The organism is Variovorax sp. dw_954 (assembly GCF_018449755.1).
In the GTDB taxonomy this organism is placed as follows: domain Bacteria; phylum Pseudomonadota; class Gammaproteobacteria; order Burkholderiales; family Burkholderiaceae_C; genus Variovorax.
Map to the genome: position 1 here is coordinate 466198 of NZ_JAAVVD010000002.1, position 25812 is coordinate 492009.

Consider the following 25812-nt stretch of genomic DNA (forward strand, 5'->3'; position numbering starts at 1 on the left):
GGCATGCGACCCTTCTGGATCGAGCAAGCCTTGTTCAACGACGGTGAGTTGGCGCCGGCATTGCAGGGCAGCCAGCGTGCCGACGTCTGCATCGTTGGCGGCGGTTTCACCGGCTTGTGGACCGCGATCCAGGCCAAGCAGCAGGACCCATCGCTGGACATCGCGATCCTCGAAAGCGATCTTTGCGGGGCCGGCGCAAGCGGGCGCAACGGCGGCTGCCTACTGACTTGGTCGGCCAAGTTCTTCACCCTGCGCCGCCTCTTCGGCGAGGCAGAGGCCATCCGGCTGGTCAAGGCGTCCGAGGCAGCCGTCGGGCACATCGCGGCGTTCTGTCGCGCCCACGACATCGATGCCGACCTGCGCATGGACGGCACGCTCTACACCGCCACGTCGCAAGCCCAGGTCGGCGTGCTCGACCCGGTGATGCGTGCGCTGGAGGAGCGCGGCATCCACAGCTATTTCCCGCTGCTGCCCGGCGAGGTGGCTCGCCGCTCCGGCTCGGCCCGCAACCTCGCGGGCGTCTATTCGCCCACGGCCGCGACGGTGCATCCCGGCAAGCTGGTGCGCGGGCTGCGCCGCGTGGCGCTTGCAATGGGCGTGCGCATCTACGAGCGCAGCCCGATGCTCGAATTCAGCACCGGCCATCCAGCGGTCGTCCGCACGCCCTGCGGCAGCCTGGAGGCGACAAAGGTCGTGCTGGCGATCAATGCCTGGATGGCCAGCACATTCGCCCAGTTCGAGCGAAGCATTGCGATCGTGTCGAGCGACATGGTGATCACCGAGAAGTGCCCCGAACTGCTGCGTGAGATCGGCCTGGTCAACGGTGTGTCGGTGCTGGATTCACGCACCTTCGTCTACTACTACCGCAGCACCGTGGACGGTCGGATCATGCTGGGGAAGGGCGGCAATACCTTCGCGCGAGGCGGGCGGATCGCGCCCGTCTTCGACCAGCGTTCTCCTTACGAGGCGCAACTCACGCAAGCACTGCACTCGTTCTTTCCCGCGCTGCGCGACACGCCGATCACGGCGAGCTGGAATGGTCCCTCCGACCGTTCGGTCACCGGCTTTCCGTTCTTCGGCAGGCTGGATGGCGCGCCGCACATCAGCTACGGCTTCGGCTATTCGGGCAATGGCGTGGGGCCGAGCTACATGGGCGGCCAGATCCTGTCGTCGATGCTGCTGGGCCAGGACAACGCGTGGACGCGCAGCCCCCTGACGCAGGGCCCGCTGGGGCGCTTTCCGCCGGAACCGGTGCGCTATGCCGGATCGATCGTGGTTCGCAACGCGATCCGTCGCAAGGAGCGCGCGGAAGACGAGAATCGCCGGCCCTGGTTTGTCGACACGATGCTGAGCAAGTTCGCCAACGCTGCGGGCAAGGCCGACAAGGCCTGAGTGCAGATGCGACTGCTTTTCTGTTTCAGCGTGGGCCAGTGCGCTTTCATGGCCGTCGCCCCACAGATCCGCATATCCGCGGCGGTATTCGGGCCGCTTCGTCGTCAGGCGCCAGGCAACTACGTCACTCCTCATCCTTCTGATGATGCTGCCCCATCAACGTCTGCTGCACCGCCGGCGGTACAGCCTCGTAGTGCGACAGCTCCATCGTGTACCTCCCCTGTCCGCTGGTCAGCGCATTGAGCCGCGACTGGTAGCCCGACAGCTCCGCCAGCGGCACCTGCCCCCGAATCAGCACCATGCCGGCCGCCCCATTGGAGGTCCCCGTCACCAGCCCGCGCCTGCCTGACAGGTCACCGGTGACGTCGCCGACCACGCGATCCGGCGAGGCGATGTCGATGTTCACCACCGGTTCCAGCACGATCGCGCGCGCTGCCTGGATGGCCGCGATGAAGGCCTTGCGCCCGGCCGTCGCGAAAGCGATGTCCTTGCTGTCGACGCTGTGGTGTTTGCCGTCGTACACCACCACGCGCACGTCCACCACCGGGTAGCCGGCAATGGCGCCGTGCTCCAGCACCTCGCGCACGCCTTTCTCCACCGCGGGAATGAACTGGCCCGGAATGGTGCCGCCACGCACCTCGTCGGCGAACTCGAATCCGGCCCCGCGTTCCAGCGGCTCGATTCGCAGGAACACCTCGCCGAACTGACCGGCACCGCCGCTCTGCTTCTTGTGCCGGTGGTGGCCTTCGGCCGGGATCGTCACCGTCTCGCGATACGCGATGCGCGGCGGGCGTGTGTTGACCTCGAACTTGTAGACCTCGCGCAGCCGTTCCAGCAGCACGCGCAGGTGCAACTCGCCCAGGCCGTAGACGATGGTTTCGTTGGTGACGACCGCATGTTCCAGCCGCAGGCACGGGTCCTCATCGACCAGCTTGCCGAGGATCTCCCACATGCGCTGCTCGTCGCCATGCCGCTTGGGCTCGATGGCCAGGCCATGCACCGGATACGGAAAGTCCAGCGGCGCAAGGTGCACGTGGTCGTCCTCGGCCGCGTCGTGCAGCACCGCGTCGAAATGGATCTCGTCGACCTTGGCCACGGCCGCGATGTCCCCGGGCAACACGCGCTGCACTTCCACGTAGTTCTTGCCCTGCAGCATGAACAGGTGGCCGACCTTGAAGGGCTTGCGGCCATCGCCGATGAAGAGCTGGCTGTCGCGGGTGAGGGTGCCCTGGTGCACGCGGAAGATCCCCATCTTGCCGACGTACGGGTCGACCGTGACCTTGAACACATGCGCGAGCACATGCAGCGACGGGTCGGGCGAGACCGGCATCGGCCTGGCTTCCGCGCCTTCGCCAAGGAGGAAGTCCGGCGGGTTGGCCTCGGTGGGGTCGGGCAACAGCCGCACGATCACGTCCAGCAACTCGGCTATCCCCGCGCCGCTGCGCGCGGAGACGAAGCACACCGGAATCAGGTGCCCTTCGCGCAGCGCCTGTTCGAGCGGGGCGTGCAATTCCGACGGGTCGACGTCGCCTTCCTCCAGGTAGCGGTCCACGAAGGCCGCATCGACCTCCACCACCTGCTCGACCAGCGCCCGGTGCGCCGCCTCCACCGGGCCGAAGTCGGACTGCCCGTGGCGGTTGAAGAAGCAGTCCACCACCTTCTTGTCCATCGCGTTGGGCAGGTTCAGCGGCAGGCATTCGCGGCCGAAGGCGGCCTGGATGTCCGCCAGCAGGCCCGGCAGCGAGACGCCCTGCGAGTCGATCTTGTTGACGATGATGATGCGCGTGAGATGCCGCGACGCCGCGTACTCCATCATGCGCACGGCCATCGGCTCGATGCCGGTGGCGGCGTTGATGACCACCGCGGCGGTCTCGACGGCTTCCAGCGCCGGCAGGCTCTGGCCGAGGAAGTCGGGGCCGCCGGGGGTGTCCAGGAGGTGGATGCGGGTCGCGCCATGCGTCAGGTGCATCACCGACGAGTTGAGCGAGTGCTGCATGCGCCGCTCGATCGGGTCATGGTCGCTCACGGTGCTGCCGCGCTCCACGCTGCCGGTGGCGCCGATGGCGCCGGCGCTCTTGAGCAGGAGTTCGGCGAGGGTGGTCTTGCCGCTGGCGGACGGGCCCACGAGGGCCAGCGTGCGCACTTTCTCCAGTTCGGCCGAAAGGCCGTTCGATCGGCTTGGCATGGATCGTCTCCTTCCGCCCTCGAAAAAGGGGACGGTACCGTGTTTTACGTCCGGGCGCGCCGAACCGGATGCGGGCAAACGTGAGGACGGCGCCCTTGGGGCCGCGGAAATTGTCCGGCTGGCGGGGCTCCGGTGCAAGGCGGGCGGCGGGTTCGTTTTCGGCCGCCGGCGCACCGAAGTGACTGATTCACTCGCAATCGGCCGCGACCAGGCGCATGATGTTGCGCGCCGCTCGTTGCCCGGGTCCAACCGGCGGTGCGCGCTTCTCCGCTCTGGCTCGGATGTCCTGTTCATCGAGTCACGGGGCCGTCCATGAAAAATCCCACGCTCATTCGCGCTCGCAGCCGGAGATCGCGCCTCGGTGAGGTGCTGTTTGCCGCAGTGGTGGTCGGCACGACGCTGGTCTCGCCGGCCTTTGGTCAGGCGGTCGATGAAAAGCTCGGCAAGGTGCATTTCGACGTGTCCTGCACGCAGAAGGCGCAGGCGCTGTTCGACCGCGCCATGCTCTACCAGCACTCGTTCTGGTATCGCGCTTCCCGGAATGCCTTCGACGACGTCGCCAAGGCCGATCCGGCCTGCGCGATGGCGTACTGGGGCATGGCGCTGAGCCTGCTGTGGAACCCCCACACGCCGCCGCCCGAGAAGAACCTGGCCGAAGGCGCCATTGCGATCGCCAAGGGAAAGGGCATTGCGGCCGGCGCACCGAACACCCAGCGCGAACGCGACTACATCGATGCGCTCGGCGCCATGTACACCGACTACGACAAGATCGACCACCGCACGCGCGTCCTTGCCTACACCAAGGCCATGGAGCAATTGGCGCTGCGTTATCCCGACGACGACGAGGCCCAGATCTACTACGCGCTCGCGCTCAACGTCTCGGCGCCGGCCACCGACAAGACCTATGCCAACCAGCTCAAGGGCGCGGACATCCTGGAGAAGATCGCCAGGCGCCAGCCGCAGCATCCCGGCGTTGCCCACTACCTGATCCATCTCTACGATTCGCCTGCGCTCGCGGCCAAGGGCCTCGATGCCGCCCGGCGTTATGCCGCCATCGCGCCGGCGGCGGCGCACGCGCAGCACATGCCCTCGCATGTGTTCACGCGCCTCGGCTACTGGAAGGAGTCGATCGCCTCCAACACGGAATCCGCACGCGTCGCGGCGCTGGGCAAGGAGGGCAACGACCAGTTGCATGCGATGGACTACCTCGTCTATGCGAACCTGCAACTGGGAAAGGACGGCGCCGCCAAGGCTGTCGTCGACGAGATGGGTCAAGTCACGGGCTTCACGGAGACGGCCGTGGCCGGGCCGTACGCGCTGGCTGCGTCGCCCGCGCGCTATGTGGTCGAACGGGGCGACTGGAAGGCCGCATCGGAGCTGCCGGTCCGCCCCAGCGCCTTGCCGCAGGTCCAGGCGATCACGTACTTTGCCCGCGCCCTGGGCGCCGCGCGATCGGGTGACCCGGCGGCCGCGAATGTCGACATCGCGAAGCTCGCTGAGATGCGCGACAAGCTGCGTGATGCAAAGGACGCCTACTGGTCGCAGCAGGTCGAGATCCAGCGCCAGGTGGCGTCGGCATGGGTGCTGTATGCGGACGGCAAACCCGACGAGGCCCTCAAGGCGATGAACGCCGCGGCCGATGCAGAGGACGCGACCGACAAGCATCCGGTGACGCCGGGTGTCCTGAAGCCGGCGCGCGAACTGTACGGCGATATGCTGATGGCACAAGGCAGGCCCGGCGATGCATTGTTGGCCTACGAGGCCACGCTCAGGAAGGAACCGAACCGCCTGGGCGCCACCGTGGGCGCGGCCAAGGCCGCCGAAAAGAGCGGCAACGCGTCGGCGGCACGCGCGCACTTCGGCGAGGTCGTCACCATCGCCGATGGCGCCGACAAGGGCCGCACCGACGTGGCCGATGCGCGCACGTTCCTGGCGAAGCACCCGTGAAAGCCATCATGACGACCCGCAGCATCTTGGTGATTGCCATGGCCGCGGCGGCCACGCAGGTGGCTGGCGCAGCCTCGCTGGAGGTCGTCGGCTATTCCGGCGTCTTCGGCGAATGGGAGTGGACCGGGACCGTCGCCGAGAAAGTCTCGGGACGCGCGAAGGAATACACCGGGCCGATGACGCTGACGCACGTCGGCGTCTGCACCCAGGAAGGCCCCGAGACCAAGGCCGGGGAGATCCGCTTCCAGCTTTCCCGGTTTCCGTCGGAGATGAAGGCGACGGTTCTCGTCGATGGCGTCGAGTGCAGCTTCAGCGGGCGCTTGACCGATCGGTACACCGGCTCCATGACTTGCCCGGACCGGCCGGCGGTGCCGTTGGATATCTGGGTGAAGTAACGGGCACGTTGGCGGTGTCTTGCGTTCCGACGGAGAGCGTCAAGCCGGTACGCGTCCCCATGCCTGGATGAAGAGGGATGAAACGACCAGCGTTGCGGGATCCTCCAGGTGTCGTCCCAATGCCGCGGTCAATGCATCGAGATCGTCCTGTCCGACCACGCCGTTCTCGATGAGCCGGCCGCGTGCGTTCTCGACGAAATCGAGCACCAGCATGCGGCGCCCATGGCCAAGGGGATACAGATGGACCATGGGATGCACGTGCACGTCGACGATCCCTGCCTCGCGCAGCATGCCTGGCACTTTGAGCCCGATCTCGCGATCGATGCCGTTCGCTTTCGCGTAGATGTCCAGGAGTTGCAGGAGACGTGTCTGCGCGGGGTGCGGCGGCTCGCATCGCTGGAATGTCGCGTCTGGCTCGTGCAGGGCGACGAATCCGCCGGGCCGCACGAAGCGCACCATCTCCGCAACGATCTGCCGTGGTTCCGGAACGTTGACGAGCACCAGCCGCGCGGTGGCCAGGTCGAAGGTGCCGGTCGCCAGGCTGGTGGATCTGGCATCTGCGTCAAGGACCTCGACGTTCGACAGGTGATGCTCGGTGACGAATCGATGCGCCGTTTCTGCTTGCTCGCTGCTGCGCTCCACGCCGACGACGCGGCCTTTCGCGCCGACGCGGCTCGAGAGGAGATCAAGGCAGCCGCGCGGGCCGCAGCCGACCTCCACGACGCGCCAGCCATCGCTCACGCCGATCTGGTCGAACAGCCAGTTCGATTCATCCGCGAGTTCGAGCGCCTGGCGCTCCAGTCGGTCTTGTTCCGCCTGGCGGTAGCCGAGGATGTAGGGGTCTGGTGGGCTCATTTCATCGCTCCGATGGCGAGCCTGTCGCCCCGGTGGGCGCCTTCAGCTGCGCGAGACCTCGATGCTGTACAGCCCCCACGGGCACAGTGCGAACCGTTCCTTCAGCGGCTTGTCCTTGAACGCCGCGAGCGTGTCGGCCTCGTAGATCGCCCATTGCGGGCCCAGCCCGCCCAACACGAGCGGCACGCCGTCCATCTCCGTGGCGACGATCATTCGATAGGTGCGCGCATCCGCCATCTTCAGCGGCACCACGTAGCCGTCCACCGCGCGCATGCCGAGCATCGCGTCGGGCGCCACGCCCACCGTCTCCAGCACGCTCGTGAGCAACGGGCCGGAGAGCGTGTGCACCTTGGCGTCGTACTCGAGTGTCGGCTTGATCTTGACGGCGGGCAGGCGGCCCAAGGCATCGGCGTCGATCACGAAGGCCTTGTCGAAGCTGACCTTGTGCTTGACCATCAACTGGTCGAGCGCCGCATCGACAGGGCCCCGGTTGGACTTGCCGATGGCGCCGCTGACGGTCAGCAGGCCAGGACCCTTGCGAGGCGCATCGGCAGCCGCGACGCCGGTGGCAACAGGCAACAGCCCGGCAAGGGCCGCGCCGCCGAGGAAGTGGCGTTTGTTCATCAGATCATTGTGGGACGGCGGGCTTGTATCCGTCCACCGTGGGGCTGTAACGGCAGGTCAGCGGGTGAGCTCAGCTGCGGTCGCGAAGAGATCCGGCGTTTGCGTCACGCGCGAACGCTTGGTTGCCTCAGGGCTTGGCACCCATGTCGCCGGCAATCCGGCAGAACTCGTCGCGCACAGCGTCTTCCGATGTGCTCAGACCACCCGTGATGGAGAAGCTGAAAGAGACCGACGAGCCCTTGCCCTCGCTTTGCACGACGACGTTGAGAGGCACGCTCTTGCCTCCCTTGGAGAAACTGACCCCTTGTGCCGCCGAGATCACGCCGGCGCCTTTGTCCGATTGGACGATCTGGTAGCCGCTCTTCGCCAGCGAGCCGTAGGCCTTGGTGAATGCCGTGTCCTTGCTGACCCCCGGCAGCGGGACCTGGGTTGAAAACTTCTTGCCAGATATGAAGCTGCCCGATGAAGAGAAGTTGGCCGCGCATGGGGAAGTGTTTGCTGCGGTCCTTGTCGCAGGCGCCTGTGCCTTGGGTTCGGGCGTTGCGGTGTTGGGCGATGTTGCCGTGCTGCCGCAGGCAGAAAGGACGAGCGCCGATGCCCCGGCCAGAAGAATGGACTTCATGATGATTCCCTGAATGTTGTTGTGCTTGATTGCGATGCGATTGCCAGCGAGGCTCGCGGGCTGAATCTAGCATTGCCTCCTGCGAGTGTCCTGCGGAAGACATGGCTTCCGCAGATCCCGTGTTTTTCCTATGCAGCAGTGGATTTCAAACCCATGAGGATCTCGCGCTGCGCCTCCGCCGTCTCCCGCAAAAACCCCCACACCGCCTGCATCCTTGCGAGCTGCTTGTTCTCCACCGGCATCGACATCCAGAAGGTCCGCGTGAGGTTGGCCTGCGGCAGTTCAGGCAGCACGCGGCGCAGCGACTTGTCCTCGTCCGCGATGAAGGCCGGCAGCACCGCGATGCCGGCGCCCGCTGCCGTCGCACGATGCTGCGCCAGGATGCTGGTGCTGCGCAGCGCGAAGGCGTCGGGCTTGTGCAGGTCGTCGAGGTACTGCAGTTCCTTGCTGAAAAGCAGGTCGTCCACGTAGCTGATGAAGCTGTGGCCGCGCAGGTCTTCGCGTGCCTGGATCGGCTTGTGCTGCGACAGATAGGCCTTGGCGGCGTAGAGCCGCAGCGTGTAGTCGGTGAGCTTGGTGACGACCACGGCGCCGCGGGCCGGGCGCTCCAGCGAGATCACGATGTCGGCCTCGCGCCGCGACAGGTGCACCAGCCGCGGCATCGCGAGCAGGTCGATGGTCAGGCCCGGATGTTGCCGGGCGAACAGCGAGAGTCGAGGCGCGAGGATGACCGTGCCAAAGCCCTCGGTGGCCCCGATGCGCACCACGCCCGACAAGCCCTGCTGCGCGGCGGGCGCCGTGCTCGCCACAGCCTGGAATGCGCTCTCCATCGACTCGACCTGCGGCGTCAAGCGCCGGCCTGCTTCGGTCAGCCGATGCCCCCCGGCTTCGCGCGAGAAGAGTGGCGTGCCGACTTCCTTTTCCAGCGCCTGGATGCGCCGCGCCACGGTCGTGTGATCGACCTCCAGACGGCGCGCCGCACTCATCAAGGTGCCCGAGCGCGCCAGCTCCAGGAAGTAGCGAAGGTTGTCCCAGTCCATGCGTTGCGATTATGCAGATCACGGGTGCATATTTGTCTATTGCTATCGCAAAACTGCAAAGCTAGGATGCCGGCCTGCATTGAAATTTCACGCCCCCCCAAGGAGACACAGACAAATGGACGCCACCACCACGCCGACCACCCAGGTCGCCACCGTCAAGCTGCTCATCGGCGGCAAGCTCGTCGAGTCGACGACCACCGAATGGCGCGACATCGTCAACCCGGCCACGCAGGAAGTGCTGGCCCGCGTGCCGTTCGCCACGCAGGCCGAGGTCGATGCCGCGGTCGCCTCGGCGCAAGAAGCTTTCAAGACCTGGAAGAAGACGGCCATCGGCGCGCGCGCCCGCATCTTCCTCAAGCTGCAGCAACTGATCCGCGAGAACATGGGCGAACTGGCCGCGATCCTCACGGCCGAGCAAGGCAAGACCCTGCCCGACGCCGAAGGCGACGTGTTCCGCGGCCTCGAAGTGGTGGAGCACGCCGCCGGCATCGGCAACCTGCAGCTCGGCGAGATGGCCAACAACGTGGCCAGCGGCGTCGACACCTACACGCTGCTGCAACCGCTGGGCGTGTGTGCCGGCATCACGCCGTTCAACTTTCCCGCGATGATCCCGCTGTGGATGTTCCCGATGGCCATCGTCACCGGCAACACCTTCGTGCTGAAGCCCTCCGAGCAAGACCCGATGGTCACGATGCGCCTGTGCGAACTCGCGCTCGAAGCCGGCATTCCGCCCGGCGTGCTCAACGTGGTGCACGGCGGCGAAGCGGTGGTCAACGCCATCTGCGACCACAAGGACATCAAGGCGATCTCCTTCGTCGGCTCGACCAAGGTCGGCACGCACGTCTACAACCGCGCCACGCTCACCGGCAAGCGCGTGCAATGCATGATGGGCGCGAAGAACCACGCCATCGTGATGCCCGATGCCAACAAGGAGCAGACGCTCAACGCACTGGCCGGCGCGAGCTTCGGCGCGGCGGGCCAACGCTGCATGGCGGTGTCGGTCGCGGTGCTCGTCGGCGATGCGCAGAAGTGGGTTCCGGACCTGGTCGCAAAGGCGAAGACGCTGAAGATCGGCGCCGGCACGGAGAAGGGCGTCGACATCGGCCCGCTGGTGTCCTGCGCCGCCTACGACCGCGTCAACGGCCTGATCGAACGCGGCGTGGCGGATGGCGCCACGCTGGCCCTCGATGGCCGAAAGCCCACGGTGCAGGGCTACGAGAAAGGCAACTTCGTCGGCCCGACGGTGTTTGCCGACGTCAAGCCCGGCATGACCATCTATGACCAGGAAATCTTCGGCCCCGTGCTGTGCCTGGCCAATGCCGACAGCATCGACGATGCCATCGACATGATCAACGCCAATCCGAACGGCAACGGCACCGCGATCTTCACCCAGTCGGGCGCCGCGGCACGCCGCTTCCAGGAAGACATCGACGTCGGGCAAGTGGGCATCAATGTGCCGATCCCGGTGCCGGTGCCGATGTTCTCGTTCACCGGTTCGCGCGCGTCGAAGCTGGGCGACCTGGGCCCGTACGGCAAGCAGGTCATCCTGTTCTACACGCAGACCAAGACGGTGACGTCGCGCTGGTTCGATGACAGCACCGTGAGTCATGGCGTCAACACGACGATCAGTCTGAAGTGACTTGCTCCCTCTCCCCCGGGGAGAGGGCGGGGTGAGGGCACGGGCGGTAGAAATTCGCTCAGCCGTCCTCCGCCGCAGCCCCCTCACCCCGACCATCTCGCCGGAGGGGAGAGGGAGAAAGAATGCCCGATCATTCGTTCCATGAATTTCGAACTCACTGAAGAACAGCGCGCGTTCGCGCAAACGGCCCGTGACTTCGCGCTGGCCGAATTCGCACCCCATGCAGCGCAATGGGATGCCGATGCATTCTTTCCCAGGGACGCCATCGCCAAGGCCGGCACGCTGGGTTTCTGCGGCCTCTACGCACCGGAGAGCATCGAAGGCCTCGCGCTGCCGCGCCTGGACGCGACGCTGGTATTCGAGGAGATGGCAGCCATCGACCCTTCGACGACCGCCTTCATCACCATCCACAACATGGCGACCTGGATGCTCGGCACCTGGGGCACCGAGGCCGTGCGCCAGCGTTGGGGTTCGGACCTGACGAGCGGGCGCAAGCTGGCCTCGTATTGCCTGACCGAGCCGGGCGCTGGCTCGGATGCGGGTTCGCTCAAGACGCGCGCCGAGCTGAAGGACGGTGAATACGTCATCAACGGCGGCAAGGCCTTCATCTCCGGCGCTGGCTCGACGGATGTGCTCGTGCTGATGGCACGCACCGGCGGCGGCGGCGCGGGTGGCATCTCGGCCTTTGCCCTGCCTGCTGATGCGCCCGGCGTGAGCTACGGCAAGAAGGAGCACAAGATGGGCTGGAACAGCCAGCCCACGCGCACCATCAACTTCGACAACGTGCGCGTGCCGGCCGACCATCTGCTCGGCAGCGAAGGCGAGGGCTTCCGCATCGCGATGAAGGGCCTCGACGGCGGGCGTATCAACATCGCGACCTGTTCGGTGGGCGCGGCGCAGGGTGCGCTCGACGCAGCCCGGCGCTACCTGAACGAGCGCCAGCAGTTCGGCAAGCCGATCGCCAGTTTCCAGGCGCTGCAGTTCAAGCTCGCCGACATGGCGACGGAACTCGTCGCCGCGCGGCAGATGGTGCGCCTGGCCGCATCGAAGCTCGACGCCGGACATGCCGACGCCAGCACCTATTGCGCGATGGCCAAGCGCTTTGCCACCGACGCCGGCTTCAACGTCTGCAATGACGCGCTGCAGCTGCACGGCGGCTACGGCTACCTGAGCGAGTTCCCGCTGGAGCGCCTGGTGCGCGATGCGCGCGTGCACCAGATCCTCGAAGGCACCAACGAGATCATGCGCGTGATCGTCGCGCGCAAGCTGCTCGAGGGAGATGCAGATATTCGCTGAGCTACGTCAATTCGGAAAGCCGAACGCAATGCGGACAGCCGAACGCAGAAGTCGCAAAGGATTCGCAAAAGTAGCAATAGAACATCCATCAAAATTTCCTCGGATTCTTTTGCGACTTCTGCGTAGCCTTTGACTTCCCTCTGCGTTCGGGTCCCCGCATTCATCCAATCTCAACAACATGTCAGACCCCGTCGTCCTCTTCCACGAAATCAATACCGCCAGCGGCCAGCGCTTCGGCGTGGCCACGCTGAATTCACCGGCTTCCCTCAATGCGCTTGCCGTGGAGATGGTTGCGCTGCTCACGCCCAAGCTGCGGGAATGGGCGGCTGACAGCGACATCGTCGGCGTGCTGCTGCAAGCGGCTGGCGAGAAGTCTTTCTGTGCGGGCGGCGACCTGCGAAAGCTTTATCAAACGCTGCTCGAAGTCGGACCGGCGCGCAACGCATACGCGGAGCGTTACTTCGCGCAGGAGTACGAACTCGACTACCTGATCCACACCTTTCCCAAGCCCTTCCTGTGTTGGGCGCACGGCATCGTGATGGGTGGCGGCATCGGGCTCATGGCCGGTGCGTCGCATCGCGTGGTCACTGCGCAGAGCCGGCTCGCGATGCCGGAGATCAACATCGGCCTCTATCCGGATGTCGGCGGGAGCTGGTTCCTGCGCCGCATGCCGGGCCGGGTGGGCCTGTTCCTGGCGCTCACCGGGGTCAACTTCAATGCGAGCGACGCGATCTTCTGCGGCCTGGCCGACCTGTTCGTGCCGCACGAGCGCAAGCAGCAGGTGCTCGATGCCATCATGGCGAGCACATGGAGCGGCAATGCCAAGGCCGATCGCGCCGCGCTCTCGCGCATCCTGCTGAAGGCCGGGGAGGGCGCGGAGACCCCGCCGTCCAAGGTGCGCGAGCACTTCGACGAGGTCAACGCCTTGATGGCCGGCGACGACCTGCTCGATATCGCGAAGCGGCTGCGCGCCTACCGCAGCGAGGACAAGTGGGTGCAGACAGCTGCCGAGACCTTCGCCAAGGGCGCGCCAAGCTCGGCTGCGCTGAGCTTCGAACTCTGGCAGCGCGTGCACCGCATGTCCCTCGCGGAAGTGTTCCGGCTCGAGTACTGGGCCTCGCTCGGCTGCTGCGCGAACAAGGATTTCGCCGAAGGCATCCGCGCCCTGCTCGTCGACAAGGACCGCAACCCGAAGTGGACGCCGGCCACCATCGAAGAGATCACGCCCGCCTTCATCGAGGACCACTTGCGCGAGCGCGGCGACATGGCGCCGGAGCTGGCGGGGCTCGTGTGAGAAAGAAATGCGGACATCCGGACGCAGAGGACGCGAAGGTTTCGCGAAGGACGCGAAAGGAATACCAGATTTTCTTCCTCGAGTTCTTTCGCGTCCTTCGCGGAACCTTTGCATCCTTCGCGGCCGGCTGCCCGATCCCGTATTCACTACACCCTTGGAGACGTACAACATGAAGATCGCATTCATCGGCCTTGGCAACATGGGCGGCCCGATGGCCCTGAACCTGCTCAAGGCGGGCCACGCGCTGAGCGCCTTCGATCTTTCGGTCGAGGCCTGCAAAAAGTTCGCGGCCGAAGGGTTGCCCATTGCCACTTCGGCCGCCGACACCGTCTCAGGCGCCGAAGTGGTCGTCAGCATGCTGCCGGCCAGTGCGCATGTCGAAGGGCTCTACCTCGGCGGGGACGGCAAGCCCGGGCTGCTCGAACACATCGCGCCGGGCACGTTGGTCATCGACAGCAGCACCATTGCCGCGGCCACATCGCGCAAGGTCGCCGAGGCCGCGGGCAAGCGGGGCATCGCGGTCATCGATGCGCCCGTGTCAGGCGGTACCGGCGGTGCGATCGCGGGCACGCTCACCTTCATGGTCGGCGGCAGCGTGCAAGACCTGGAGCGCGCCCGTCCCGTGCTGGAAAAGATGGGTGCCAACATCTTCCACGCGGGCGAGGCAGGGGCCGGCCAGACGGCCAAGATCTGCAACAACATGCTGCTCGGTATCCTGATGATCGGCACATCCGAAGCGCTCGCCCTTGGTGTGGCCAACGGGCTCGACCCGAAGGTGCTGTCCGAGATCATGCGGCGCAGTTCGGGCGGCAACTGGGCCCTCGAAAAGTACAACCCGATGCCGGGCGTGATGGACACGTCGCCCGCGTCGAAGAACTATGCCGGCGGGTTCGGGACCGACCTGATGCTGAAGGACCTGGGCCTGTCGCAGGAGAACGCCGCCGCTGTGCGCGCCGCAACGCCCTTGGGCGGCATGGCGCGCAACCTCTATGCCGCACACAGCCTCGCGGGCAACGGTGCGCTGGATTTCTCCAGCGTCATCAAGCTGCTGCAAAAGGCCGACTGATTTGAGCGGTTCGGCGGGCCGCCGCTCCGGCATGCGCTAAGGCCCAGCGGCAGCCTCGAACACGCGCGCGAAGCCTTCGATGAGCTGCTCGTCGGAATAGGCGAGCGGGTCGTCCACGCTCTCGACCATGCCCTTCATCGTGAGCATTCCCACGGCCGCGAGGTAAGCAAGGAACGCCATCAGCCTCGGTTCGACGCGCGCCCGGCCGGGGCGCTTTTTCCGTTCTTCGGCGAGCATCTTCGCGGCGTCGGCAAAGCAGAGGTCGTTGAGCGGACGAATGCGCTGGAACTGCTGCTCGTCCCAATGCACCGAGCCCGGGCTGGCGACCTGGCCGTGGAGGAAGGCCAGGCGAAAGTCGTCGATGCGCGGCGCGAATGCATGGACCGTCTCACGCACGATGGCGCGCAGCGCGTCGCCGCCATTGCGCGCCTTCCCGGTGGCGCCGTGCACCGCCTGGGCGTGCGCGTCGAGGGCCCCGTAGACCAACTCGAACAGCAGCGCATCCTTCGACGGAAAGTAGTAGTAGAGCGCCGCCTTCGACACGCCTATTTCCCTGGCGACGGAGTCCAGCGTGGTGGCGGAGATCCCGCTTCGCAACAGCACGCGACGTGCGCCTTCCAGGATTTCCTCTCGTGACCGGTTGCGCCGTTGCTCGCGACGGGCCACGCGCGCCGTGACTGCCGGACTTTCGTCGGGGGTGGGGCGTGGCTTCGGCGCGGACATGTCGGGCGATTGGAGGGGCGGTTCGATCGAATTATTCCACCAACGGGCAATAAAACCAACCTAAAGAAAAATTATTGACTGATGGTAGAAAAAAGAACATGCTTTCGCATCCGCCCCATGGAGAGCCACCATGCAAGCCAGCACCCATGAGATCGCCGACCGCATCTACCGCATCTCGACCTGCGTCCCTGACGCAGCGCCCGGCGGCTTCACCTTCAACCAGTTCCTCATCGACGCCGACGAGCCGCTGCTGTTTCATACGGGGCCGCGACGCATGTTCCCGCTGGTCTCCGAGGCCGTCGCGCGCATCGTTGCGCTGAAACGCCTGCGCTGGATCACCTTCGGCCATGTCGAGGCCGACGAATGCGGCGCCATGAACGAATTCCTCGCGGCCGCACCGCAGGCCGAAGTCGCGCACGGCGCGACCGGCTGCATGGTGTCGCTGGACGACCTCTGCGACCGGCCGCCGCGCAAGCTGGCCGATGGCGAGGTGATGGACCTGGGCGGCAAGCGCGTCAGGCACATCGACACGCCCCATGTGCCGCACAACTGGGAAGCGCGCGTGCTGTTCGAGGAAAGCACCGGAACCCTGTTCTGCGGCGACCTGTTCACGCACTGTGGCAATGGCCCGGCCCTCATCGAAGGCGACATCGTCGGCCCCGCGCTGGCGGCGGAGGAGTTGTTCCATGCCACGTCGCTTTCACTGGCGACAGCGCCGACGATTCGCGCCCTCGCAAGACTTGAACCGCAGACGCTGGCGCTGATGCATGGATCGTCCAGGCGCGGTCGCTGCAGCGAAGCACTCGAGCAACTGGCCGATGCGTACGAGGCCATGATCCGCATGCATTGACCCCACGCGATCGGAAAGCACCATGGACAAACTGAGCCTGCAAGACCCGCTGTTCGCGACCTACGCGATCGCCGCCACGCTCATGATCCTCAAGGCGGTGGCGATGTCCTGGCTGACCGTCGCGCGCATGCTGCAGGTCAATGGCGGTTTCCGCTCGCCCGAGGACCTGCGCAAGACGCCGCTCAATCCGCACCCCGATGCGCGGCAGCTCGAACCCCACGAGCCAGTCGAGCGCATCCGGCGCATTCATCTCAACGATCTGGAGAACCTGCCGTTCTTCCTGGCCGCCGGTTTCCTGTACGTGCTGACCGGCCCGCCGTTGCTGCTGGCGCAGGTGTTGCTGTATGGGTATGTCGTGTCACGGTTTCTTCACTTCGCGGCCTACCTGAGCGCGCAGACCCACGACATGCGCGCCACGCTGTGGACGGTGGGCTCGCTGATCCTGGTCTTCATGACGGTGCGCACGCTGCTTTCGGCGCTCGGCGTCTGGCGCTGAGCCCGATCGGACTTCCGCACGCCTTACTTCATCGAGCGGCCGTCGAAGTGCTGGACCGGGATTGCCTGCAAGTCGATGCCCTCGATGCAACGTGCATTGATGGCCGCCATCGTGTTGCCGTCGGGCGTCTTGGCTTCGCCGTAGGTGTGGATGCCGCAATGCGGGCAGAAGTGGTGCTTGATCGCATGCGTGTGAAACTGGTAGACGCTGCCGTCCGACTCGGGTGAGAGCAGGTGCAGGGCGCTGCGCGAGACGAACCACAGCAACGCGCCCTTGCGCTGGCAGATCGAGCAGTTGCACTCGGTGACGGAGGCGATATCGCCTTCGACCTCGAACTTGTTGCGCCCGCAGTGGCAACTTCCTTGATGGGTCATGTCAGGCCTCTTGGGTCGAACTGGTGGATCGGGTTTTCAATAGTCAACCAAAGGGTTGAGTATTGAAGTGACCGGGGGTGTTGTCAAGCCACCGGCGATGGTGCAAATGCAAGCGTCGGTCAGGGTGCGCCGCTGCGCCCGGCACCGGTCGCCATGGTCGCAAGCACGCGAGCGCCGCGCGCGGTATAACCTGCCGACGCTTGTGCGTCACAAATTAAAACACCGGAGAATAAATGTGAATTCGATAGAGCAAAGAACCGTGTCCAAGGTCAGCTGGCGCCTGTTGCCGCTGCTCATGGTCAGCTATTTCGTCGCTTACCTCGACCGGGTGAACCTGGGCTTTGCCGGCGCCTCGATGTCGAAAGACCTGGGCTTCACCGCCGCCATTTTCGGCAGCGCCGCCGGCATCTTCTTCATCGCCTACTTCCTGTTCGAAGTGCCGAGCAACCTGGCGTTGGAGCGCTTCGGCGCGCGCAGGTGGATCGCCCGCATCATGTTCAGTTGGGGCCTGATCTCGGCCGCGCAGGCTTGGGTCGGCGGGGCGACGAGCTTCAACGTGATCCGCTTCCTGCTCGGCATTGCCGAAGCGGGCTTCTTCCCCGGCGTGATCTTCTACATCACGCTCTGGTTTCCGGCGGCGTACCGCGCACGCATCGTGGGCTGGTTCATGTTCGCGATCCCGATCTCGACGGTGATCGGCTCGCCGATCTCGGGCTTCATCCTGAACATGGAAGGCGTGAACGGCATGCACGGCTGGCAATGGCTGTTCATCCTCGAAGCCGTGCCGGCGCTGGTCCTGACCTTCTTCGTGCTGCTGTACCTGCCGGACCGCCCCAAGGACGCGAAGTGGCTGACCACGGAAGAGCGCGACTGGCTGCAGGGCACGCTCGAGGCCGAGCGCCGCAACCGCGAGTCGATTCACAAGATCTCGTGGACGCAGTCGCTGTTCAACTGGCGCGTGATCGCACTGGGCTTCGTCTACATGGGCATCACGGTGCCGCTCTACGGCCTGGGCTTCTTCCTGCCGCAGATCATCAAGGGCTTCGGCGGGCTGGGCAACGTGGAGATCGGCTTCATCAACGCCTTCCCGTACCTGATCGGCGCGATCGCGATGCTGTTCTGGACCCGCTGGTCCGACGCGACGAAGGAGCGCAAGGTGTTCCTGCTGATCCCGCTGGCCTGCATCTTCGTCGGGCTGGTTGCCGCGGCCGAGATCTCCGCGCCGATCCCGAAGATGGCGGCCGTGACGCTCGCCGCGTTCGGCATCTTCGCCGCGCTGCCCGTGTTCTGGACCGTGCCGACCGCATTGCTGAGCGGCGTGGCGGCGGCGGCCGGCATCGCGTGGATCAATTCCATCGGCAACCTCGGCGGCTACATCGGCCCGACGATCTTCGGCATGCTGAAGGACAAGATGGGCAACGACTTCTATGCGGTGCTGTTCCTTGCGCTGCTGTCGGTCGTCGCCTTTGCGCTGGTGCTCGTCATCGGCCACGACAAGCGGGCGGAACTCGGCGCCCAAGCGGTGCGCGCCTGATCTAACGGTTGCGAAACACGATCTCCTTCATCCGCGCCAGCTTGGGCGAGACGACCGGCACGGTCAGCATCGTGCTGGCCACGGCCATCAGCAGCAGTGCGGTGAAGGTCGCGTTGGTGATCAGGGCCTTGTCGAGCAGCACGTTGGCGAAGACGATCATGATCAGCGCCTTGGTCTGCAGGAGCCAGCCGACCAGGGAGCCTTCGCCGGGCTTCCATCGAAGGACGCGGCCTGCGATGTGCGTGCCGATCAGCTTGCCGCCGACCGATGCCACCAGCAGCACCGCCGCGGCGATGAGCACCGCGGCGCCGCCGCCCTGGAAGTTGGTGCGCAGCCCGGTGCTCAGGAAGTACACCGGCATCACCACCATCAGCAGCTTGTGGCGCAGCGAGTCCATGTCGGCCTGGTCGAACCAGTGCGAATCCATCACCGCGCCGGCAATGAAGGCGCCCACCATGTAGTGCAGGCCGCACCAGTCGGCGCCCAGCCCGCAGGCGGCCAGCCAGACGATGCCGGCATACCAGCGATCCGGCTCCGGAATGCGCACCATCAGCCAGCGGAAGGCGGCGCTGGCCATAGCGAACAACGCGAGGAACGCGACCTGCCTGCCGACGCGCTCCCAGTCCAGCAGGATGAGCGCCAGCACGCTCCAGATCGCGATGTCGTCCAGGCTCGCATAGCGCAGGATGCGCTGGCCGATCGGCTGGCGGAGGATGTGGAGCTTCTCCATGAGCAGGATCAGGATCGGCAGCGCGGTCACGGCGCATGACATGCCGATGCCCAGCACGAATTGCCAGGTCTGCGCCTGCGCGCCCATCCATCCCGGGTACATCGCCATCCCGATGCCGGCGACGCTGCCGAACACCAGCGGCACGCCCAGCGCAAGACCGGCCGTGATGCCGCTTTCGCGCCGATGCGTCCACGCCTCGCGCAGGTCGAGCTCGATGCCGGCAATCCAGACGAACAGCATCACCCCCCATTGCGCGATGGCGCTGAGCGACTGGATCACCGGCGCGCTGAAGACGAAGTTGTAGTAGTCCGGATAGATGGCGCCCAGCACGCCGGGACCGAGCAGCACGCCGGTGATGATCTGCACGATCACCAGCGGCGCGAAGTACTCGGTGCGCCCCAGCCGCCAGATCAGGTACGGGCCGGTGAAGATGATCAGCATCGCGATCAGGAAGATTTCGGAAGTACTCATTGGCAGGACAAGGGGGAGGCGAGGTCGCGAAGCGGGCCGCAGTTTGCCACGGCAAAATCGGGCCCCGGCTCACAACAGACGTTACATGCCATGCCCAACTATTGGTTGATGAAGTCCGAACCCGAGGAATGCTCGATCGACGACGCGCTGGCCGCCCCCGACGCCACCGTGCCGTGGACCGGCGTGCGCAGCTACCAGGCGCGCAACTTCATGCGCGATGCGATGAAGGTCGGCGACGGCGTCCTGTTCTATCACTCCAGTTGCCCTGAGCCCGGCATCTACGGCATCGCGCGCGTGACCTCCGCAACGCGGCCCGACCCGACACAGTTCGATGCCAAGTCGCCGTACTACGACGCCAAGTCGAAGCCAGAGGACCCGCGCTGGCTGCTGCTCGACGTGCAGGCCCTGCGCAAGACGCGCCTGCTGGCCTTGCCGGGACTGCGCGACACACCCGCGCTGGCCGACATGCTGGTGCTGCGCAAGGGCAACCGGCTGTCGATCACGCCGGTCGAGGCGGTGCACTGGCACCTGATCGTCGACAAGATGCTGGCCTGATGCTGGACATCCGGCAGGCCGCGGTCGCCGACGCGCCGCAGGTTGCGGCTGTGCTGCAGGAGGCCGCGCAATGGCTGGCGGATGGCGGCAGGGCGCTGTGGGTCGCGTCGGCCGTCAGCGACGAGCGCGTGCTGCGCGATGTGGCGGCGGGGCTGTTCTTCGCCGCGCGTGACAAGGGTGGCGAGATCGTGGGAGTCGCGAGGTTCGATCTGGAAGACCCGTACTTCTGGCCCGAGATCGACAGCGGCAGTTCGGCCTTCATCCACAAGCTCGCGGTGCGCCGGCAGTGGGCGGGCCAGGGCGTCTCCGCTGCGCTGCTCGCCTTCGCCAAGGCGCGGGCCGAAAGCATGGGTTTGCCTTATCTGCGCCTCGATTGCGTGGCGGATCGCACGGCGTTGCGCACGCTGTACGAAGGCTTCGGCTTCACCCTGCACAGCTGCATCCAGAAGGGTTCGGTGGCCTTTGCCCGCTACGAGCTTCGTACCGGCGCATAGGCGCATTCGCTCACGCGCCAGTTCCGCCCTCGCCGAACAACTGGACGATCGTGCGGCGCAGCCAGGCGTTGCCGGCGTCTGCATGAAAGCGCTCATGCCAGTGCTGCTTGACGGCATAGGCCGGCAGCGCGATCGGCGGCTCGACCAGCTTCACCGGTTCCTGCGTCGCCAGGATCTGCCCGAGGATGCGCGGCACGACAACGATCAGCTCGGTCTGCGCCACGATGCGCGCCACGCCGAGAAAGCTCGACAGGCGCACGGCGATGCGCCGCTCGATGCCGTGGCGCGCGATGGTCTTGTCGACGATGGCATGACCAGTGCCTGAAGACGAAACCAGCGCATGCGCCTCGGCGGCGAAGGCCTTGCGCGTGAGCTTCTGGCCGATGCGCGGATGGTCCTTCGCAACGAGGCAGACGAAGTTCTGGCGGAACAGCACCTGCTGGTAGAAGCCGGCCTCCAGTTGCGGCATGAAGCCGACGGCCAGGTCGACCTCGCCGTCCTCCAAGCGACGGCCGCTGGCGGTCGAGACGATCTCGGTCTCGATCTGCACGCCGGGGGCCTCGCGCCGCACATGGTTCAGCAGCCGGGGCAGCAGCACCACCTCGCTGATGTCCGTCAGGCAGATGCGGAAGTGGCGATCCGCCGTATGAGGGTCGAACGCCGCCTGGCTGCCGCGCGCGAGTGCGAGCTGGGCCAATGCCTCGCGCAGCGCTGGGTAGATCTGCTGAGCATGCGGCGTGGGCTGCATGCCCTGCGCGGTGCGCGCGAACAGCCGGTCGTCGAAGTGCGCGCGCAGCTTGTTGAGCGCGGTGCTGGCCGCGGCCTGCGCCATGCCGAGACGGTCCGCCGCCTTCGACACGCTCGCGGTCTTGTAGACCTCGTCGAACACGGCCAGCCACTCCACGTCCAGCTTTGCCATCGCTTGCTCCAGTATTCAAAAACGCAATTCGAAGTATCCGCCAGTGTGCTTGAAGGAATAGTGGCGGCGGCGAACAATCCGCTCCATGAACACCGCCGTTGCCAACCGCCCCGCCCAAGCCGCCGCGCGTCCACCCGAGCGGCAGGACTTCTACGACCGAATCAAGCCGCTCGGCCTCACGCCGCTGTGGGAAGAACTGCACGCGCTGGTGCCGCGCGAGCCGCAGACGCCGTGCGTGCCGGCGATCTGGCGCTACGACGAGATCCGCCCCTTCCTGATGGAATCCGCCGCGCTCATCACGGCCGAGGAAGCGGTGCGCCGCGTGCTGGTGCTCGAGAACCCGGCCCTTCCGGGGCGCTCGTCGATCACGCAGTCGCTCTACGCGGGCCTGCAACTCATCATGCCGGGCGAGATCGCGCCCTCGCATCGGCATGTGCAGTCGGCGCTGCGCTTCATCGTCGACGGCAAGGGCGCCTACACCACGGTGGGCGGCGAGCGCACCACCATGTACCCCGGCGACTTCATCATCACGCCCTCGTGGGCCTGGCATGACCATGGCAACGAGGGCATCGGCGGCAGCAGCGAGCCGGTGGTGTGGCTCGACGGGCTCGACATCCCGATGGTGCGCTTCTTCGATGCAGGCTTTGCCGAGAACGACGATGCGAAGGCGCAGAAGGTGGCGGTGCCCGAAGGTCACAGCATGGCGCGCTTCGGCCACAACATGGTGCCGGTGAAACACGACCACCAGTCGCCTACGTCGCCGATCTTCAACTATTCCTATGCGCGCAGCCGCGAGGCGCTGGCCACACTACAACGGCAGGAAGCGCCGGACGCCTGGCACGGCCACAAGCTGCGCTACATCAACCCGCTGACCGGCGGCTCGCCGATGCCGACCATCGCGACCTTCCTGCAACTGCTGCCCGGGGGCTTTGCCGGCAAGGCGCATCGGCAGACCGATGGCGCGGTCTACAGCGTGGTCGAAGGCCACGGCACGGCCGACATCGGCGGCCAGCGGCTGGCGTTCGGGCCGCGGGATACCTTCGTCGTGCCGTCGTGGGCGCCGCTCAAGCTGTCGGCGGATGACGAGGTCGTGCTGTTCAGTTTTTCCGATCGCCCGGTGCAACAGGCCATGGGCATCCTGCGCGAAGCCTTCTGAGTCGCGCACTGCGCGACCGCTTTCCATCTCAACCATTCGCCGCCATCGTTGCGGCAGGAGGCACCATGTCCTATGTCATCACACCGCCGGCCGTCGTCGGCTTGCCGGTCGAAGGTTCAACCGACCTGTTCCCCGTGCGCCGCGTCTACTGCGTCGGCCGAAATTACGCGGCGCATGCGCGCGAGATGGGCTTCGACCCGGACCGCGAGCCGCCGTTCTTCTTCTGCAAGCCGAACGACGATGCGTCGGTGATCCCGGTGCCCGCGGGCACCACGGCTGCGCTGCCGTATCCGGCGCAGACGGCCAACTACCACTACGAGGCCGAACTCGTCGTGCTGATCGGCAAGGGCGGCAGCGACATCCCGGTCCAGCAGGCGGCCAGCCACATCTACGGCTACGCGGTCGGCCTCGACATGACGCGGCGCGACCTGCAGATGAAGATGCGCGAGCAGGGCCGGCCCTGGGAAATAGGCAAGGCCTTCGACCATTCCGCGCCCATCGGCCCGGTGAGGCCGATCAGCAAGATGGGCGAATACAACGCCGGCGCCATCACGCTCGAAGTCGATGGCGCTACGCGCCAGAAGAGCGACATCCGCAACCTGATCTGGTCGGTGAGCGAAGTCATCGCGAACCTGTCGACGCTGTTCGCTTTGCAGCCCGGTGACGTGATCTTCACCGGTACGCCCGAAGGCGTGGGCGCGGTGAAGCGCGGCGAGACCATCACCGTGCGGATCGACGGCTTTTCGCCGCTGTCCGTTCGCATCGACTGAAGGAGCAAATCCACCATGACGCATCCTGAACGTGCATCGGTATTGCTGGTCGGCGGTGGCATCGGCGGGCTGGCCACTGCGCTGTCGCTGGCGCGCCTCGGCCTGCAGGTCGAACTGCTGGAGCAAAGCTCCTCCATCGGCGAGATCGGGGCCGGCCTGCAACTCGGCCCCAATGCCTTCGCGGCGCTCGACGCATTGGGTGTGGGCGATGAGGTGCGGCGAAAGGCGGTGTTCACCGATCGCCTCGTGATGATGGATGCGGTCGACGCCACCGAAGTGGCTTCGGTGCCGGTGGGCGAATCGTTTCGCAAGCGCTTCGGCAATCCCTATGCGGTGAGCCACCGTGCCGACCTGCACGGCGCGATATTCGACGCGGTGCGCAGTGATCCGCGCATCCGCTTTCACACCGGCGCGGCGGTGGCAGAGGTCGATATCCGCGACGACGGCGTGACAGTGACCACGAAGGACGGTCGCCGCTTCAGCGCCGGTGCCGTGGTGGGCTGCGACGGTGTGAAGTCGGTGGTGCGGGCCAGGCTGGTCGGCGACGAGGCGCGCGTGTCCGGCCATGTGGTCTACCGGGCCGTGGTGCCGGCCGCCGACATGCCACCGGAGCTGCGCATGAACGCGCCCGTGGTGTGGGCCGGCCCTGATTGCCACCTGGTGCACTACCCGCTGCGCGCGGGCGAGCAGTACAACCTGGTCGTGACCTTCCACAGTCGCGACAAGGAGGAGTGGGGCGTCACCGAAGGCAGCAAGGAAGAGGTGCTGTCGTACTTCCAGGGCATCCATCCCACCCCGCGCCAACTGCTCGACCGCCCAACCTCGTGGAAGCGCTGGAGCACGGCCGACCGCGAGCCGGTGCTGGACTGGGGCCAAGGCCCGGCCACGCTGATCGGCGATGCGGCGCATCCGATGATGCAGTACCTCGCGCAGGGCGCGTGCATGGCGCTCGAGGATGCGGTCACGCTGGGCGAGGCCATTCGCGCATGTCGTTCGCAACAAGACGGCACCGACGACCTGCCACGCGCCTTTCGCCTCTACGAATCGGCGCGTGCGGCGCGCACGGCGCGTGTGGTGCTGTCGGTGCGCGAGATGGGCAGGCTCTATCACGCGAAAGGCGTGGAGCGGCTCGTTCGCAACAGCCTGTGGCCAGGCCGCTCGGAGCAGCGCTTTCACGATGCGGTCGAATGGCTCTACGGCTGGCGCCCCGAACGCTGCCTCGACGCCGCCGCGGTACAACCCGCCCTGCCCAAAGAAATCCATATCCAGCAAGAGACCGCAACGACATCATGAAAACACGCTTCGCATTGGCCGGCATCGCCGCCGTATTCTTCAGCGCACCGGTGCTGGCCCAGGCCACGGACTACCCGTCGAAGCCCGTCACCATCGTCACGCCCTTTGCCGCGGGCAGCGGGCCCGACGCGGTGCTGCGCCTGGTCTCCGACAAGCTCTCGAAGCTGTGGAACCAGCGCGTGGTGATCGACAACAAGCCGGGCGGCGCCGGCTTCATCGCCATCGAACAGGCGACGCGCGCCGCACCCGACGGCTACACGCTGCTGCAGCTCGACAGCGAGCACCTTGCCGCGCTGCCGCACCTCTACAAGTCGCGCAATTTCAAGCCGCTGCAGACCTTCGACCCGGTGGCGTCGCTGTTTCGCACACCCTTCTTCGTCGCGGTGCCGACCGAATCGAAGTGGAAGTCGATGGCCGACCTGGTCGCCGACGCGAAGGCCAGGCCCGATGCGCTGAGCTATGGCTCATGGGGCATCGGCAGCCCCGGCCACCTTGGCGCTCAGCAACTCGAAGCGATGGCGGGCGGCCTGCGCATGCAGCACGTGCCGTACAAGGAGGTGTCGCAGCTGTACGCCAGCGTCGGCTCGGGCGACATCGCCTGGGCCTTCGCGAGCCTCCCGTCGAGCGCGGGCATCTACAAGGCCGGCAAGCTGCGCTACATCGCGGTCGCCGCGCCCAGGCGGGTGCCTCAGATGCCGGACGTGCCGACCATCGGCGAGTCCGGCGGACCTGCGGGGCTGGAGGTCAACTCCTTCGTGTCGCTGGTCGCGCCCAAGGGCGTGCCGGCGGCCATCAAGGCGAAGATCAACGCGGACATGGCCAAGGTGATCGCCGACCCCGACATCCGCGCCCGCTTCGACACCTTCGCCTTCGAGCCGCTGGCCTGGTCGCCGGAGGAGATCGCGCGGAACGTGGAGGCCAAGTCGAAGGTGTATGGGGAGTTGGTGGTGCGGGGGAATATCAGCCTGGATTGAGGCGCCATTGCGGTACTCGGAACGGTTGCCTGCCCGTCTTGCACAGAGTAATTGGCAAGCCCGTCGTCTCGTGACATACCAGGGCGCGTTGACGCGCGAGCTTGCTCCGACCCGAAAC

General features: G+C 66.1%; 25 protein-coding genes. 16 read left to right on the forward strand and 9 right to left on the reverse strand.

Features of this window, described 5'->3' with window-relative positions; translation table 11 throughout:
- Positions 1–3: 3 nt before the first annotated feature.
- Entirely contained in the window at positions 4–1392 is a 1389-nt protein-coding gene (locus HB681_RS05280; protein ID WP_213953716.1) for an FAD-dependent oxidoreductase, read from the forward strand.
- 124 nt (positions 1393–1516) lie between these two features.
- Here HB681_RS05280 and fusA read toward each other — a convergent pair whose 3' ends face one another.
- Positions 1517–3577, reverse strand: coding sequence for an elongation factor G (gene fusA, locus HB681_RS05285; RefSeq protein ID WP_213953717.1), 2061 nt, complete (start codon positions 3575–3577; stop codon positions 1517–1519).
- 312 nt (positions 3578–3889) lie between these two features.
- Here fusA and HB681_RS05290 point away from each other — a divergent pair, with 312 nt between their 5' ends.
- Both HB681_RS05290 and HB681_RS05295 read left to right on the forward strand, forming a co-directional pair.
- Entirely contained in the window at positions 3890–5524 is a 1635-nt protein-coding gene (locus tag HB681_RS05290) for a hypothetical protein (protein WP_213953718.1), read from the forward strand.
- On the forward strand, positions 5521–5919 hold the full coding sequence (locus HB681_RS05295; RefSeq protein WP_213953719.1) for a hypothetical protein: 399 nt from the start codon (positions 5521–5523) through the stop codon (positions 5917–5919). The genes HB681_RS05290 and HB681_RS05295 overlap by 4 nt, the downstream gene beginning before the upstream one ends.
- A 39-nt stretch (positions 5920–5958) precedes the next feature.
- Here HB681_RS05295 and HB681_RS05300 read toward each other — a convergent pair whose 3' ends face one another.
- The 4 genes from HB681_RS05300 to HB681_RS05315 all read right to left on the reverse strand — a co-directional run bounded on the left by HB681_RS05300 (position 5959) and on the right by HB681_RS05315 (position 9060).
- A complete protein-coding gene (locus HB681_RS05300; protein WP_213953720.1) occupies positions 5959–6774 on the reverse strand; it encodes a methyltransferase domain-containing protein in 816 nt (271 codons plus the stop codon).
- Positions 6775–6816: 42 nt separating this feature from the next.
- Complete coding sequence (locus tag HB681_RS05305; protein WP_213953721.1) at positions 6817–7398, reverse strand: molybdopterin-dependent oxidoreductase; 582 nt, start codon at positions 7396–7398, stop codon at positions 6817–6819.
- Positions 7399–7525: 127 nt separating this feature from the next.
- On the reverse strand, positions 7526–8020 hold the full coding sequence (locus HB681_RS05310; protein WP_213953722.1) for a hypothetical protein: 495 nt from the start codon (positions 8018–8020) through the stop codon (positions 7526–7528).
- Between the two features lie 128 nt (positions 8021–8148).
- Positions 8149–9060 carry a LysR family transcriptional regulator gene (locus tag HB681_RS05315; RefSeq protein WP_213953723.1) on the reverse strand — a complete coding sequence of 304 codons (912 nt, stop codon included), beginning with the start codon at positions 9058–9060 and terminating at the stop codon, positions 8149–8151.
- A gap of 115 nt (positions 9061–9175) precedes the next feature.
- Between HB681_RS05315 and HB681_RS05320 the strand changes: the two genes are divergently transcribed.
- The 4 genes from HB681_RS05320 (at position 9176) to mmsB (ending at position 14355) form a co-directional block, all read left to right on the forward strand.
- Positions 9176–10699 carry a CoA-acylating methylmalonate-semialdehyde dehydrogenase gene (locus HB681_RS05320; protein ID WP_213953724.1) on the forward strand — a complete coding sequence of 508 codons (1524 nt, stop codon included), beginning with the start codon at positions 9176–9178 and terminating at the stop codon, positions 10697–10699.
- Positions 10700–10840: 141 nt separating this feature from the next.
- Positions 10841–11995: an acyl-CoA dehydrogenase family protein gene (locus HB681_RS05325; RefSeq protein WP_213953725.1), complete on the forward strand. Its 1155-nt coding sequence runs from the start codon at positions 10841–10843 to the stop codon at positions 11993–11995.
- Between the two features lie 178 nt (positions 11996–12173).
- Positions 12174–13289, forward strand: a complete 1116-nt coding sequence (locus HB681_RS05330; RefSeq protein ID WP_213953726.1) for an enoyl-CoA hydratase/isomerase family protein — start codon at positions 12174–12176, stop codon at positions 13287–13289.
- 169 nt (positions 13290–13458) lie between these two features.
- Positions 13459–14355: a 3-hydroxyisobutyrate dehydrogenase gene (gene mmsB, locus HB681_RS05335; RefSeq protein ID WP_213953727.1), complete on the forward strand. Its 897-nt coding sequence runs from the start codon at positions 13459–13461 to the stop codon at positions 14353–14355.
- A 36-nt stretch (positions 14356–14391) separates the two neighbouring features.
- Here mmsB and HB681_RS05340 read toward each other — a convergent pair whose 3' ends face one another.
- Positions 14392–15078 (reverse strand): TetR/AcrR family transcriptional regulator, encoded by a 687-nt coding sequence (locus HB681_RS05340; RefSeq protein WP_213953728.1) that lies wholly within the window; start codon positions 15076–15078, stop codon positions 14392–14394.
- Positions 15079–15208: 130 nt separating this feature from the next.
- On the opposite strand from HB681_RS05340, the gene HB681_RS05345 reads away from it, so the two are divergent.
- Together HB681_RS05345 and HB681_RS05350 are read left to right on the forward strand one after the other, a co-directional pair.
- Positions 15209–15928 (forward strand): MBL fold metallo-hydrolase, encoded by a 720-nt coding sequence (locus HB681_RS05345; protein ID WP_213953729.1) that lies wholly within the window; start codon positions 15209–15211, stop codon positions 15926–15928.
- Between the two features lie 22 nt (positions 15929–15950).
- Positions 15951–16424: an MAPEG family protein gene (locus tag HB681_RS05350; RefSeq protein ID WP_213953730.1), complete on the forward strand. Its 474-nt coding sequence runs from the start codon at positions 15951–15953 to the stop codon at positions 16422–16424.
- A 23-nt stretch (positions 16425–16447) separates the two neighbouring features.
- On the opposite strand, the gene HB681_RS05355 is transcribed toward HB681_RS05350, so the two are convergent.
- Positions 16448–16798 carry a GFA family protein gene (locus tag HB681_RS05355; protein WP_213953731.1) on the reverse strand — a complete coding sequence of 117 codons (351 nt, stop codon included), beginning with the start codon at positions 16796–16798 and terminating at the stop codon, positions 16448–16450.
- A 259-nt stretch (positions 16799–17057) separates the two neighbouring features.
- Here HB681_RS05355 and HB681_RS05360 point away from each other — a divergent pair, with 259 nt between their 5' ends.
- A complete protein-coding gene (locus HB681_RS05360; protein WP_345944626.1) occupies positions 17058–18332 on the forward strand; it encodes an MFS transporter in 1275 nt (424 codons plus the stop codon).
- A gap of 1 nt (position 18333) precedes the next feature.
- On the opposite strand, the gene HB681_RS05365 is transcribed toward HB681_RS05360, so the two are convergent.
- Positions 18334–19533: a cation:proton antiporter gene (locus HB681_RS05365; RefSeq protein ID WP_213953733.1), complete on the reverse strand. Its 1200-nt coding sequence runs from the start codon at positions 19531–19533 to the stop codon at positions 18334–18336.
- Between the two features lie 90 nt (positions 19534–19623).
- Between HB681_RS05365 and HB681_RS05370 the strand changes: the two genes are divergently transcribed.
- Positions 19624–20088, forward strand: coding sequence for an EVE domain-containing protein (locus tag HB681_RS05370; RefSeq protein ID WP_213953734.1), 465 nt, complete (start codon positions 19624–19626; stop codon positions 20086–20088).
- Between the two features lie 2 nt (positions 20089–20090).
- Positions 20091–20582: a GNAT family N-acetyltransferase gene (locus tag HB681_RS05375; RefSeq protein ID WP_256354145.1), complete on the forward strand. Its 492-nt coding sequence runs from the start codon at positions 20091–20093 to the stop codon at positions 20580–20582.
- 10 nt (positions 20583–20592) lie between these two features.
- Here HB681_RS05375 and HB681_RS05380 read toward each other — a convergent pair whose 3' ends face one another.
- A complete protein-coding gene (locus tag HB681_RS05380) occupies positions 20593–21501 on the reverse strand; it encodes a LysR family transcriptional regulator (protein WP_213953736.1) in 909 nt (302 codons plus the stop codon).
- 85 nt (positions 21502–21586) lie between these two features.
- On the opposite strand from HB681_RS05380, the gene gtdA reads away from it, so the two are divergent.
- The 4 genes from gtdA to HB681_RS05400 all read left to right on the forward strand — a co-directional run bounded on the left by gtdA (position 21587) and on the right by HB681_RS05400 (position 25694).
- Positions 21587–22657, forward strand: coding sequence for a gentisate 1,2-dioxygenase (gene gtdA / locus HB681_RS05385; RefSeq protein ID WP_213953737.1), 1071 nt, complete (start codon positions 21587–21589; stop codon positions 22655–22657).
- 65 nt (positions 22658–22722) lie between these two features.
- Complete coding sequence (locus HB681_RS05390) at positions 22723–23427, forward strand: fumarylacetoacetate hydrolase family protein (protein WP_213953738.1); 705 nt, start codon at positions 22723–22725, stop codon at positions 23425–23427.
- 15 nt (positions 23428–23442) lie between these two features.
- Positions 23443–24720, forward strand: a complete 1278-nt coding sequence (locus HB681_RS05395; RefSeq protein WP_213953739.1) for a 3-hydroxybenzoate 6-monooxygenase — start codon at positions 23443–23445, stop codon at positions 24718–24720.
- On the forward strand, positions 24717–25694 hold the full coding sequence (locus HB681_RS05400; protein WP_213953740.1) for a tripartite tricarboxylate transporter substrate binding protein: 978 nt from the start codon (positions 24717–24719) through the stop codon (positions 25692–25694). The genes HB681_RS05395 and HB681_RS05400 overlap by 4 nt, the downstream gene beginning before the upstream one ends.
- The last annotated feature ends 118 nt before the right edge of the window (positions 25695–25812 follow it).